The sequence below is a fragment of the Streptomyces sp. NBC_01267 genome (genome assembly GCF_036241575.1).
In the GTDB taxonomy this organism is placed as follows: Bacteria; Actinomycetota; Actinomycetes; order Streptomycetales; family Streptomycetaceae; genus Streptomyces.
This window is the reverse complement of the sequence record NZ_CP108455.1, coordinates 6,274,074-6,288,718: the sequence shown is the minus strand read 5'-3', so window position 1 is coordinate 6,288,718 and position 14,645 is coordinate 6,274,074. Positions and strand designations below refer to the sequence as shown.

The window sequence follows — 14,645 nt, the reverse complement described above, 5'->3', positions numbered from 1 at the left end:
TTACGGACCGTCTCCTGTAGGCGTCGCCACGGGAATCGGTAGCTTCGGCGCACCCGCCTCAAGAAGACTTACCGAACTCCCGGTGGATGAATTCGAACAGCTCGTCGTCGGAGGCTGTCTCCAGCTTTCGGGACACAGGCTGGCCGGTTTCGGCGGACTGCCTGTCGCCCAGCGTCGAGATTAGGCTTCGCAGCCTGGCCTGAACGGCGTCCAGGTCGTGGTCTGGGGAAAGAGCTGAAATTCCGGCCTCAAGCTTGTCCAAGTCGGAGAGCACTGCCTGTTCCGGCGGAAGCTCCTGCTGCTCACCGGCGAACTCGGCGCGCAGCAGGGCCGTCAGGTCGAGCGGGGTCGGGTGGTCGAAGACCAGGGTCGCGGGCAGGGTCAGGCCGGTCGCGGAGGTCAGCCTGTTACGCAGCTCGACGGAGGTCAGGGAGTCGAAGCCGAGGTCCTTGAAGGCCCGTCCGGCTTCGACCGCCTGGGGGCTCTGGTGACCCAGTACGGCGGCGACGGCGGAGCGCACCAGGTCGAGCAGCGCGGCCTCGCGCTCGGCCTGCGGCATGTTCCGCAGCCGCTCGCCCGGCCCGGTGCCGGGTGTGCCGGTTTCCCCGACGGGGGCTTGCGATTCGCGCAAGGCCCTTCGTGCCTCCGGCAGTTCGTCGAGCAGCGGGCGCGGTCTCGCGGCGGCGAAGGTCGGCGCGAACCGGGCCCAGTCCACATCGGCGACGGCCACCACGGTGTCCTGGTGCTCCAGGGCCTGGCGCAGTGCGGCGAGGGCCTGTTCCGGTGCCATCACCAGGACGCCACTGCGGCGCAGGTGTTCCTCGGCCCCGGGGTCCGCGGCCATTCCGCCGCCGCCCCAGGCACCCCAGGCGATGGAGGTCGCGGCGAGGCTACGCTCCTGGCGTGACTGCGCGAGTACGTCGAGGGAAGCGTTGGCCGCCGCGTACGCGCCCTGGCCACCACTGCCCCAGACTCCGGCGTTGGACGAGAACAGGACGAAGGCGTCCAGCGGTTCGTCGTCGAACAGTGCGTCCAGATGGGCCGCGCCCAGTGCCTTGGCGGAGAGCACCTCGGCGCACTCACCCAGACTCATCTCCCGCAGCGCGGTGGCCTGTACCACTCCGGCCGCGTGCACGACGGTACGGATCTGCTCGCCTTCGGCCCGCAGGCCGGACACCAGCGCGGTCAGTGCCTCGCGGTCGGCGACGTCGCAGGCCGCGAAGGTCACCCGGGCGCCGAGGGCGGTCAGTTGGGTGCGCAACTCGGCTGCGCCCGGGGCGGTGTCTCCCCGCCGGCTGGTCAGCACGAGGTGTTCGGTACCGGCCTCGGCCAGCCAGCGGGCCACCTGTGCGCCGATCCCGCCCGTTCCGCCGGTGATGAGTGCGGTGTCCCGCGGCTGCCAGTCGCGCCGGGGAGGCGTGTCGCCGACCGGTGCGTGTACCAGCCTCCGCACGAACAGGCCCTGTTCGCGTACGGCGATCTGATCCTCTCCCGGTCCGGCGCCGGAACCGGAGCTGGAGCTGGAGCTGGAGCCGGAGGAACCACCAGAACCACCGGAACCGCCGGTGCCGATGATGCCGCCGAGGGCCTGGCGCAGTCGGTGTGCGGCCCGTTCGTCGATTTCTGCGGGCAGGTCGATCAATCCGCCCCAACGATCGGGGTGTTCGAGTCCGATGACCCGGCCGAGGCCCCAGATCTGTCCCTGGCGGAGGCCGGAGAGCCGGTCGACCGGGGTGGCCAGGACCGCTTCCCGGGTCGCCAGCCACAGAGGTGCGTCGAGTGCCGCGTCGGCCATCGCCTGGGTCAGGAGCAGGGTCGCGGCCAGTCCGGTGGACATCGCGGGATGCGCAGGATGTGGCTGTTCATCGACTCCGAGCAGGGAGAGGACGCCGTCGATCCGGCCTGCCTCGCTCAGGTGGCGGCCCAGCTGTGCGGCGAAGTTCTCGCGGGTGAGTGTGGCCGGGTCGACCTCCACCGTCACCAGGTGTGCTCCGGAGGCGTCCAGTGCCCGGCCGATCGCCCCGCTCCACTGCGGGTCGCTCGCGTCGGAGGCCAACAGGAGCCAGTTCCCGTCGAGTTGGAACGACGGCCGATCGGAGTTCCGGCCGGACTGCTGCCCGGACTGGCGGTCGGTGAGCGGACGCCAGGTGACGCGGTAGCGCCAGGAGTCCAGGGCCGTCGCTTCGCGTCGCGTACGCCGCCAGCCGGCCAGGGCGGGCAGAACCTCGGCGAGTGCGGGGGTGCCGAGACCGAGGGTGTCGGCCAGGCCGTCCAGGTTCTCCTGCTCGACCGCCTCCCAGAACGCACTGTCCACCGGGTCGGCGTTCGTCGGGGCCTCGTCGCGTTCGGCGGGGCGGGGCCAGAAGGTCCGGTGCTGGAAGGCGTACGTGGGGAGTTCGACGTGGTCCGGCCCGGCTTCGCCGAGCACGGACGTCCAGTCGACGTCCACTCCGGTCACGTAGGCCTCGGCGAGGGAGGTGGTGAAGCGTCGCGCGCCGCCGTCGTCGCGGCGCAGCGAGCCGCCCACGAAGACCCTTCCGGCGGTGACGTCGAGGGCGTCGAGCGTTTCCTGCACGGGAACGGTCAGGACCGGGTGCGGGCTGATCTCCACGAAGGTCCGGTGGCCGGTCGCTGCCAGTTCGCGGATCGCCGGGGCCAGCATGACGGGCCGGCGCAGGTTGCGGAACCAGTAGTCGGCGTCGACCGTGCCCGCCTCGTCCGCGCCGATCCATTCCCCGGTGAGCGTCGACAGCATGGGCACGACGGGCTGCCGTGGCGCCGTCGGGCTCAGTGCGGTGAGCAGCTCTTCGCGGATCCGGTCGACGTGCGCGGAGTGCGAGGCGTAGTTCACCGGGATGCGCCTCGCCCGGGTTCCCCGGTCGGCGCAGTCGCGAAGGAGCAGGTCCAGGGCTTGTGCGTCGCCCGAGACGACGACCGACGCGGGGCCGTTGACCGCCGCGACCGAGAGGCGGCCGTCGTATCCGGCGATCAGCTCACCGACCTGCGCGGGGTCGAGCATGAGCGAGACCATCCCGCCCTCCGACGCCGGTGCCTGTTCGGTCGAAGCGGCGGTCGAAGCGCTCGGAATTGTCGGAGCTGTGGGGTCGGCACCGGGTCCGGCGGGGGCCGGCCGGTCGGGTCCGAGCGCGATCAGTGCCTGGCTCCGCAGGCAGACCACCCGGGCGGCGTCGCGCAGCGAGAGTGCTCCGGCGACGCAGGCCGCCGCGATCTCGCCCTGGGAGTGGCCGATCACCGCATGGGGGCGGACCCCGGAGGACTGCCAGAGCTCCGCCAGCGAGACCATCACCGCGAACAGTGCGGGCTGCACCACGTCCACCCGGTCGAGACCGGGCGCGGCAGGGTCGCCGCGCAGTACGCCGGTCAGTGACCAGTCCACGAACTCGGCGAGTGCCTCTTCGCAGTCGGCCAGCTTCGCGGCGAACACCGGTGAGGAATCCCGGAGTTCCGTGGCCATGCCGAGCCACTGACTGCCCTGGCCGGGGAAGACGAACACCGTCTTCCCCGGGGCGCCTGCGGTCCCGGTGACGAGGTGGTGTGCCTCCCGGCCGTCCGCGAGAGAGGTCAGGCCCGCTGCCATCTCGTCGGGTGTGGCACCGATGACGGCGGCGCGCTGTTCGAGTGCCGCGCGCGAGGTGGCGAGTGACCGGGCGATGTCACCCGGGGAAGGGGTCCGATCGCCGTCAGCACCTGTCCGGGCCATGGGAAGCAGCCGTGCGGCCTGACCGGCGAGTGCTTCTGCTGTCTTCCCGGACAGCAGCCACGGTACGACCGGGGGCCCCGACGAGGCCGGTGCGGCAGGTGCGACAGGTGCGACAGGTGCGGCGTCTTCGGTGGCCTGACCCTCAAGGTCAAGGCCGGTGGGGTCGACCAGGCCGGGCGGGGCCGGGAGCGAAGATACGGGCGGCTCGGCCGGGGCCGGTTCGGGTGCCTGTTCCAGGATGGCGTGGGCGTTGGTGCCGCTGACGCCGAAGGCGGAGACACCAGCGCGGCGCGGCCGGTCGAGGCCGGGCCAGGGGCGGGGCTCCGTCAGTAGTCGTACGCTGCCGTCGCCCCAGTTGACGTGCGAGGACGGCGCGGAGACATGCAGTGTCCTGGGCAGTGTGCCGTGGCGCAGTGCCAGCACCATCTTGATGACCCCGGCCAGACCGGCCGCCGCCTGGGTGTGGCCGAGGTTCGACTTGACGGAGCCGAGCCAGAGCGGCCGGTCGTCCGGGCGGTCCTGGCCGTAGGTGGCGAGCAGGGCCTGCGCCTCGATCGGGTCGCCCAGCGCGGTACCCGTACCGTGCGCCTCCACCACGTCCACGTCCGAAGCCGACAGCCCCGCGTTGGAGAGGGCCTGACGGATCACCCGCTGCTGGGCGGGGCCGCTGGGCGCGGTGAGACCGTTGGACGCACCGTCCTGGTTGACCGCGGTTCCCCGGATGACGGCGAGCACCGGGTGGCCGTTGCGGCGGGCGTCGGAGAGGCGCTCGACCATGACCAGGCCCACGCCCTCTCCCCAGCCCGTGCCGTCGGCGTCGTCGGAGAACGCCTTGCACCGGCCGTCCGCCGACAGGGCCCGCTGCCTGCTGAACTCCATGAACACGCCCGGGGTGCTCATCACGGTCGCACCGCCCACCAGCGCCGCGGTGCATTCGCCCGCGCGCAGGGCCTGGCAGGCCAGGTGGAGGGCGACCAGCGAGGCCGAACAGGCGGTGTCCACGGTCAGGGCGGGTCCTTCGAGGCCGAAGGCGTAGGCGACGCGGCCGGAGAACACGCTGGCCGCGCTGCCGGTGGCGACGTAGCCCGCGACGTTCTCGGCGGAGCCCTGCAGAGCGGCGGGGTAGTCCTGGCCGTTGGTCCCGGCGAACACTCCGATGCGGCTGCCGCGTACGGCCTTCGGGTCGATCCCGGCCCGCTCCAGTGCCTCCCAGGAGCACTCCAGGAGCAGCCGCTGCTGGGGGTCCATGGCGAGGGCTTCGCGCGGGTTGATGCCGAAGAGCTCGGCGTCGAAGTCCCCCGCGCCGTGCAGGAAGCCGCCCTCCTGGACGTAGCAGGTGCCTTCGTGGTCGGGGTCCGGGTGGTAGAGCGACGCGGTGTCCCAGCCGCGGTCCTCGGGGAACGCCGACATCGCGTCGGCCCCGTCGGAGAGCAGCCGCCACAGGTCTTCGGGGGTGTCGACGCCACCGGCGAACCGGCAGCTCATGCTGACGACGGCGATCGGTTCGTCGTCGGCGTGGGCCGGCCGATCCGGGGACGGGCCGTCCGTCTGCGGGTGCCGGCGGGTGCCGGTGAGTTCGTCGAGCAGGTACCGGGCGAGCGAGTCGGCGGTCGGCCGGTCGAACACGAGCGTGGCCGGAAGGGCCAGCCCGGTCAGCGAGTTGAGCCGGGAGCGGAGGTCGAGTGCGAGCAGGGAGTCGAAGCCGAGTGCCGAGAACGCGGCGCCGGGTTCGACCGGTTCGATGGACGGGTGACCGAGCACGGCGGCGGCCTGGGTGCGTACGGCTTCCAGGACCGCGTCGTGGCGTGCGGCCGGGGGCAGCGCCAGTACGTCGCGGCGCAGCGCGGTGTCGCCGTCCGGCGGCCCGTCCGTGGTGGGGGCGGGCGTACGGCCGGTGAGTTCGGCGATGAGCGGTGCGGGGTGCGCGGTGTCCCGGGCGCTCAACCGTGCCCAGTCCACGTCGGCGATCACGGTGCAGGGCACGCCGCCGGACAGGGCCCGTTCCAGGGCTGCCAGCGCGGGCGCGGAGTCCATCGGGTTCAGTCCGTGCTGCCGCATGCCTTCCGCCAGGGCTTCGGTGGCGGCCATCCCGGCGCCGGCCCACGGGCCCCAGGCGACGGACAGGGCCGGGAGCCCGGCACGGGTGCGGGTCTCCGCGAGCCCGTCCAGATAGGCGTTCGCCGCCGCGTATCCGGCCTGTCCCACGGAGCCGAGGGTGCCCGCGAGGGAGGAGAACAGCACGAACGCGGACAGCTCACGGTCGCCCAGGAGTTCGTGCAGGTGGGCGGCGGCCGTCGCCTTCGCCGCCCATACGGCTGCCAGTTGCTGCGGGGTCGTGGTGTGCAGCAGGGCGTCGTCGACGACACCGGCGGCGTGCACCACCGCGTCGATGGCCACCCCGTCGGCGTCCAGGGTCCGGACGGCCGCGGCGAGCGCGTCGCGGTCCGATGCGTCGCAGGCCACGATGGTGACCTCGGCGCCGGAAGCGGTCAGTTCCGCCCGGAGCAGGTCCGCGCCGGGGGTTTCCGCGCCGCGTCGGCCGAGCAGGACGAGCCGGGCCGCGCCGCGACCGGCCAGCCACCGGGCGACCTCGCTCCCGAGTGCGCCGGTGCCTCCGGTGATCAGCACGGTGCCGCCCAGGGGCCACTCGGCGGCAGTGCGCTGACCAGCGACAGCGTGCTGACCAGTGGAAGTGTGCTGACCAGCCGGGGACGCGCCGCGCACGAGCCGTCGTACGAAGACACCGCCGGGCCGGATCGCGAACTGGTCCTCGCCGGAACGCCCGGCGAGCAGCGCGGTCAGCCGGCCGATGTCCCGGGCTTCGGGTGCGGCCGGAAGGTCCGCCAACCCGCCCCAGCGGTCCGGGTGTTCGAGTGCGGCGACCCGGCCGAGGCCCCAGGCCGCGGCCAGTCCGGGGTGCGGCGGGACGTCCGAGCCGCCGATGGAGACGGCGCCGGAGGTGACGTACCAGAGCGGGGCGGCCACCGCTGCGTCGCCCAGCGCCTGGATCACCTCGGCAGCCAGCGCGGAGGCAGCGGCGCCGGGCCCGGTCGACGGGCTCAGCAGGAGGAGCACTCCGGAGACGTCCGGGTGGCCACGCAGCAGTTCCGTGAGGGCGGCGCGGTCCACCTCCTCGTCCACCGCCACCGGTACGGGTTCTGCGCCTGATATCCGCAGGCCCTCCGCGAGTGCGGTGCACACCGGGCCCTCGGCGTCGGGCCGGGGCGCGAGCAGCAACCAGCGTCCGGTGAGGTCACCGCCCGGCCCGGCGGTGACCGGCCGCCATTCGGTGCGGTAGCTCCACGGGTCCGTGCCCGACGGGCGGTCCGCGGCGGTTCCGTGCAGCCAGAAGCGCTGATGCTGGAAGGCGTACGTGGGCAGGTCGGTGACGGCGGCACCGGTCGGCGCGTAGAACGCCTGCCAGTCGACCGGGCAGCCGTCCGCCCACAGCCGGGCGAGCGCCGTCACGGCGGTGGCGGGCTCCGGGCGGTCCCGGCGCAGCAGCGACACCGCGAGCGGCCCGCCGCCGGTCGTCCTGGTGATCTCGGAGGCCCCAGAGGTCTCAGAGATCCGGGGGGTCCCAGCGGTCCCCGTGGTCTCAGCGGTCTCAGCGGTCTCGGTGGTCTCGGTGGTCTCAGCGGTTTCGGTGGTCTCGGTGGTCTCGGTGGTCTCGGTGGTCTCGACGATCGCGCCGATCAGCCCGGCGTCCGGGCCGAGTTCCGCGAAGCGGGTCACCCCGAGGTCCGTCAGACGGGCGATCGCGTCGGCGAACCGGACCGTGCCCCGGACCTGGTCGACCCAGTAGCGCGCGGTGAACTCCTCGATCACCTCGCCGGTCAGGCTCGACACGACCGGGATCTCCGGGCGGCGCATCCCGATGGCCGATGCGGCCCGGCCGAACTCCTCCAGCATCGGGTCCATCAGCCCGGAGTGGAAGGCGTGGCTGACGTCCAGCCGGCGGTTCTCCCGGCCGGGCAGCGCGGCGACGACCGACTCCACGGCCTCCCGGGTGCCCGAGAGGGTCAGTTGGCCGGGGGCGTTGACCGCTGCGAGGGACACCCCGTCGGTCAGCAGGGGCCGGACCTCGTCCGCCGAGGCCCGGACCGCCCACATCACACCGCCGTCGGGCAGCGCCGCCATCAGCCCGGCCCGTGCCGCGACCAGCGTGCAGGCGTCCGCGAGCGGGAGCACCCCGGCCGCGTGTGCGGCGGCCAGTTCGCCGACCGAGTGGCCCACCAGACAGTCCGGCCGCAGGCCCCAGGACTCGACCAGCCGGAACAGGGCCACCTCGAACGCGAACAGTGCGGGCTGCGCCCAGCCCGTGTTCGTCAGCAGCCCCTCGGGGTCCTCGGCCATGATCGCGCGCAGCGGCCGGTCGAGCAGCCCGTCGAAGTGGGCGCACACCTCGCTCAGCGCCGCGTCGAACACCGGGAAGGTGTGGGCCAACTCCGTTCCCATTCCTGGCCGTTGGCCGCCCTGGCCGGAGAAGACGAACGCGGTCAGGCCGGTGCCCGCCACCCCCGACACGACGCCCTCGGCCGTCGGGGTTCTGTCGGCGAGCGACCGCAACGCGGAGCGCAGCTCTTCCGTGCTTCCGCCGAGCACCACCGACCGGTGTGTCAGGGCCGTACGGGTCGTGGCCAGCGACAACGCCACGTCCGCGGGGGCCTTTCCGGCCGTCGCGGACGACAGCCGGTCCGCCTGCGCGACGAGTGCGGCGGGCGACTTCGCCGACATCACCCACGGGATCACCGGCAGGTTCACCGTGTCGGGCACCCCGTCAGGCACCGCGTGCGTCACGGCATCGGAACCGGGACGGGACCCGCCGGGTTCCACAGTCTCCGGGACCTGCGAGGCCTCCGGGACCTGCGAGGCCTCCGGGATCTGCGGGACCTGGGGGGACTGCGAGGCCTCCGGAACCCGCGGGGCCTCTTCGATGATCACGTGTGCGTTCGTCCCGCTGATACCGAAGGACGACACGCCCGCGCGGCGTGGCCCGTCCCCGCGGGTCCACTCCCGTTCCTCCGTGAGCAGTTCCACCGCGCCGGCCGACCAGTCCACCTGGGTCGAAGGGGTGCTCACGTGCAGCGTCCTGGGCATCACCCCGTGCTGGATCGCGAGCACCATCTTCATGACTCCGGCGACACCGGCCGCCGACTGGGTGTGTCCGATGTTCGACTTGATCGAGCCGAGCCGCAGCGGCCGGTCGGCGGCGCGCCCCTGGCCGTACGTCGCCAGCAGAGCGTGTGCCTCGATCGGGTCGCCCAGGGCCGTGCCGGTACCGTGCGCCTCGACCGCGTCCACGTCGGACGCCGACAGTCCGGCGTCGGCCAGGGCCTGCCGGATCACCCGCTGCTGGGCGGGGCCGCTCGGCGCGCTCAGGCCGTTGGACGCGCCGTCCTGGTTGGTGGCGCTGCCGGTGACGAGGGCGAGGACCCGGTGTCCGTTGCGGCGGGCGTCGGACAGTTTCTCCAGGACGAGGATGCCGACGCCCTCGCCCCAGCCCGTACCGTCCGCCCCGTCGGAGAACGCCTTGCAGCGGCCGTCCCCGGCGAGTCCGCCCTGGCGGCTGAACTCGGTGAAACTGTCGGGCGTCACCAGCACGGTGACCCCGCCGGCCAGCGCCAGCGTGGACTCGCCCGAGCGCAGCGACCTGCTTGCCCAGTGCAGCGCCACCAGGGACGACGAGCACGCCGTGTCCAGTGTCACGGCGGGGCCTTCGAGCCCCAGGGTGTAGGCGACCCGCCCGGAGACGACGCTCGTCGCGTTCCCGACGAGCAGATGCCCCTGGACGCCTTCGGGGATGTCGGGGCCCGTCCCGTATCCCTGGTTGTTGGCTCCCATGAACACGCCGGTCCGGGTGGCGCGCACCGAGTCGGGGGCGATGCCCGCGTGTTCGAAGGCCTCCCAGGCGGCTTCGAGGACCAGCCGCTGCTGCGGGTCCGTCGCCAGTGCCTCGCGTGGGCTCATCCCGAAGAAGGCCGGATCGAAGTCGATCGCGTCGTGGACGAATCCCCCCTCGCTCACGCCGCCTTCGACGTGGGACGGCCAGCCGCGGTCGGCGGGGAACGGGGTCAGCGCGTCGGTGCCCGCGGCCAGGAGCTGCCAGAGCTCTTCCGGCGACCGCACGTTGCCGGGGAACCGGCAGCTCATCCCGATGATCGCGATGGGTTCGTCGTCGGCCGCGCCGCCCGGTACGACCGTGTCCTGCCCGGAGTCCTCCCCGGTCAGCTCGGTACGGAGACGGGCGGCCAGCGCCTGTGGCTGGGCGTGGTCGAAGACCAGGGTGGCGGGCAGTCGCAGCCCGGTCACCGTGCTCAGCCGGTTCCGCAGTTCGATCGCGGTCAGCGAGTCGAAGCCGAGTTCCCGGAAGGCGCGTCCGGCCTCGATGGCGCTCGTGTCCTCGTGGCCGAGTACCGCGGCGGCATGCGTGCACACCAGGGTGAGCAGGTCCCTCAGCTGCTCGGCCGGGGACCGTCCGGCCAGCCGGGTGCGGAGCGCGCCGGTGGTCGAGTCGGGATCGGCCGGGGGCTCCCCCGTCTCCGACACCGCCCGTACTTCGGCCAGTTCGTCGAGCAGCGGCCTCGGCCTGGCCGCCGTGAACGCGGGGGCGAACCGTTCCCAGTCCATGTCCGCGACGACGGTGAACGTCTCGTCGCGCTCGACCGCGCCACGGAGTGCCGCGAGGGCCAGTTCCGGCTGCATCGCCCGGATGCCCCGGGCGGTCAGGTGCTGCGCCATGCCCCCGTCGGCCGCCATGCCCGCGCCGCCCCAGGCGCCCCAGGCCACCGAGGTCGCCACCCGGCCGCGGGAGCGGCGGTCGGCGGCCAGCGCGTCCAGGAACGCGTTGGCCGCGGCGTACGCGGACTGCCCGCCGCTGCCCCAGACACCGGCGTTGGACGAGAACAGGACGAACGCGTCGAGCGGTCGGTCGCCGAGCAGCTCGTCGAGGTGCCGGGCGCCGAGCACCTTCGCTCGCATGACGTCGGCGAGGTCCGCGGGGTCGCAGGCCTCCAGCTGCCGGAACTGCCCGACGCCTGCCGCGTGCACGACCGTGGTGAGCGGGTGCTCGTCCGGTACGGAGTCGAGCACCCGGGCCAGCGCCGCGCGGTCCGCCACGTCACAGGCGACGACGGTGACCCCGACGCCGAGCGCTGTCAACTCCTCCTGGAGTTCGGGTACTCCGGGGGCTTCCGCACCGCGTCGGCCGGTCAGCACCAGGTGCTGGATACCGTGGGCCGCCAGCCAGCGGGCGAGCGTGGAGCCGATACCGCCGGTACCGCCAGTGATCAGCGCGGTGCCGTGCGGCTGCCACGGGGTGCCCGGCCGGTCGGTGGGCGGGGTGTGCACGAGCCGCCGTACGTAGGAGCTGGAGGCCCGCACGGCGATCTGGTCCTCGGTGCCGTCGGCGAGAGCTGCGGCGAGCCGCTGCGCCGCACGGGCGTCCAGGGCCTGCCCCGCGTCCAGGGCCTGCCCCGGCAGGTCGATCAGCCCGCCCCAGCGGTCCGGGTGCTCCAGTCCGACGACCCGGCCGAGGCCCCAGACCGCCGCCTGTTCCACGCTGCTCAGCGGGTCGGAGCGGCCGATACCGACCGCCCCTTCGGTGGCGATCCAGACCGGCGCCCCGATCCCCGCGTCGCCGAGACTCTGCACCAGGACGGCCGTGGTCGCCAGCCCGTAGGAGACCGACGGCTCGGCGGGCAGCGGCCGTTCGTCGAGTGCGGCCAGGGACAGCACGCCGTCGGGCCGAGGGGTGATCTCCCGGAGCAGGTCGGTGAGTGACGCCCGGTCGCAGGCGTCGGCGGGCAACGGCAGTGTGCGCACGTCCGCGCCGTGCGTGACCAGGGCGTCGACGACGGCCAAGGTCCGCTCCGTGGCCGCGTCGGCCTCGGGCACGACGACCAGCCAGTTGCCCGACAGTGCGGGCCGGCTGCCGGTGGTGCCGCTCCGCGGACGCCACTTGACCTCGTAGCGCCAGCTGTCCGTGGTGTTCTGCTCGCGCTGCTCCCTGCGCCACCGGGCGAGTGCGGGCAGCAGTGGATCCAGTGCTCCGGTATCGGTGTGCAGCGTGTGGGCGAGCGCCGGCGCGTCCTCGCGCTCGACGGCCGCCCAGAACTCCCCGTCCACGGTGTCGGCCCGGGTGGCCGGGGCGGTCTCTTCGGCGAACTCCGGCCAGTAGCTGCGGCGTTGGAAGGCGTACGTCGGGAGGTCGACCACGTGGGGCCGCGCATCCCGGAACGCGGCGGTCCAGTCGACCTCCGCCCCCCGTACCCACAGCTCCGCCACGCTCGTCAGGAACCGGTCCGGGCCGCCCTCGTTCCGGCGCAGCGACCCCACCACCACGCCGGGCTCGGCACCCGCCTGCTCGACGCTCTCCTCGACCGCGGCGGTGAGCACCGGGTGCGAGGAGACCTCCACGAAGGTGCCGTAGCCCTCGCCGGCCAACCGCTCGATCGCGTCGGCGAACCGCACCGGCTCGCGTAGGTTCCGGAACCAGTACGCGCCGTCCATCGTGAGCGGATCGACGAACACCCCGGTCACCGTGGACAGCAGCGGCACCCGCCCCGCGCGCGGAGCGACTCCGCTCAGCTCCGCCGCCAGCCCGACCCGCAGGACGTCCATCGCAGCCGAGTGCGAGGCATAGTCCACCGCGATACGACGGGCCCGGACACCCTGCCGACCACACTCGGCCACCAACTCGTCGACCGCGGCCACCTCCCCCGAAACCACCACCTGAGAAGGCCCGTTCACCGCAGCCACCGACACCCGGCCCGCCCACCCACCGAGCAGCTCCCGGACACGCCCGGCCGACACCCGGACCGACGCCATCGTCCCCTCGACACCGTCCGACCCGACCCCCGCACCAGCCAACGCCGCAATGGCACGCGACCGTGCGACCACGATCCGCGCGGCATCCTCCAGGGACAGCACACCCGCTACACACGCAGCCGCGATCTCCCCCTGCGAATGCCCCACCACCACCGACGGCACCACCCCGAACGACTCCCACAACGCCGCCAACGACACCATCACCGCGAACGACACCGGCTGCACCACATCCACCCGCTCCAACGACGGCGCACCCACCACCCCCCGCAACACATCCACCAACGACCAATCCACGAAGCCGGACAGAACCGTCTCGCACTCGGCCAACCGTCCCGCGAACACCGACGACGAAGCCGCCAGCTCCACCGCCATGCCCACCCACTGCGCCCCCTGCCCCGGGAACACGAACACCGGCCGGCCCACCGGCCCTGCCACACCGCTCACCACACCCGCTGCCAACTCGCCTGCGGCCAGCGCCGACAGGCCCTCACCGGAACCACCCGGCACCACGGCCCGGTGTTCGAACGACGACCGGGTCGTCGCCAGCGACCAGCCCACGTCCACCGGATCAGCCGTTCCGGCCACGTCGGCCAGCACCGCGGCCTGACCCCGCAGAGCCCCGGCGCTGCGCCCGGACAGCACCCACGGCACTGCCACCGGGGCCGCACCGACCGGCGCCACCGGGGGCTCGGCCGTCGCCGGAGGTTCCGGCGCCTCCTCCACGATCACGTGCGCGTTCGTCCCGCTCATCCCGAACGCGGACACACCCGCCCGCCTCGGCCGGTCCCCGCGCGGCCACTCCCGTTCCTCCGCGAGCAGTTCCACCGCGCCCGCCGACCAGTCCACGTGCGACGACGGCGTACCCACGTGCAGCGACCTGGGCATGACGCCGTGCTGCATGGCGAGCACCACCTTCATCACACCGGCGACGCCTGCGGCGCCCTGCGCGTGCCCCAGGTTCGACTTGACCGAGCCGAGCCACAGCGGCCTGCCCTCGGCACGGTCCTGGCCGTACGTGGCGAGGAGCGCCTGCGCCTCGATGGGGTCGCCGAGCGTGGTGCCCGTGCCGTGCGCCTCGACCACGTCGACCTCGGCGGGCGCCACCTCGGCGTTGGCGAGTGCCTGGCGGATCACCCGCTGCTGGGACAGGCCGTTCGGCGCGGTCAGACCGTTCGACGCACCGTCCTGGTTGGTCGCGCTGCCCCGTACGACGGCGAGCACCCGGTGCCCGTTGCGCCGGGCGTCCGACAGCCGCTCCACCAGGAGCAGGCCGACACCCTCGCTCCAGCTGGTGCCGTCCGCGTCGTCCGAGAACGCCTTGCACCGGCCGTCGACCGCGAGACCGCGCTGGCGGCTGAACTCCTGGAACGTGGAAGGGCTGGCCATCAGCGTCGCACCGCCCGCGAGGGCGAGCGAGCACTCGCCGGAGCGCAGCGCCTGCACGGCGAGGTGCAGCGCGACGAGCGAGGAGGAGCACGCCGTGTCGACGGTCACGGCCGGCCCCTCCAGGCCGAGGACGTACGAGATACGGCCCGACGCGACACTCGCGGCGCTGCCCGTCGCCAGGTAACCGTCGGTGTCGATCCCCGACTGGGCCATGAGCGGGCCGTAGTCCGCGCCGGTCGCGCCGGTGAACACACCGGTCGCGGTGGACCGCAGCGAGGCCGGTGGGATGCGGGCCTGTTCCAGCGTCTCCCAGGCGACCTCCAGGAGCAGCCGCTGCTGGGGGTCCATCGCCAGGGCCTCGCGCGGTGAGATGCCGAAGAAGCCAGCGTCGAACCGGTCCGCGTCGTGCAGGAAGCCGCCCTGGCTGACGTAGGTGGTGCCGCGCCGGTCCGGGTCGGGGTCGACGAGCTTCTCCACCTCCCAGCCCGGCCGCTCCGGGAAGTCGGAGATGGCGTCCGCGCCCCGGGACAGCAACTGCCAGAACTGCTCCGGGTTTTCGATGCCGCCGGGCAGTCGGCAGCCCATGCCCACGATCGCGATCGGCTCGTGCGCGACCTGTTCCAGGCGCTGGTTGTGCTGCTTGAGCCGCTCGTTGTCACGCAGCGCCGCACGCAGCGCATCGACGATCTTGTCGGAGGATGCCGTCATC

General features: G+C 73.3%; 1 protein-coding gene. It reads right to left on the bottom strand.

Annotation, left to right across the window (positions count from 1 at the left end):
• Positions 1 to 58: 58 nt before the first annotated feature.
• The gene (locus OG709_RS28425) at positions 59 to 14,644 is read right to left on the bottom strand and encodes a type I polyketide synthase (protein WP_329168070.1); all 14,586 of its coding nucleotides are present in this window, start codon (positions 14,642 to 14,644) and stop codon (positions 59 to 61) included.
• Position 14,645 lies beyond the last annotated feature (1 nt).

What these genes read in the sequence shown, in the direction of transcription:
- OG709_RS28425 (WP_329168070.1), bottom strand. Translation starts at nt 14,644, where the DNA reads ATGACGGCATCCTCCGACAAGATCGTCGATGCGCTGCGTGCGGCGCTG.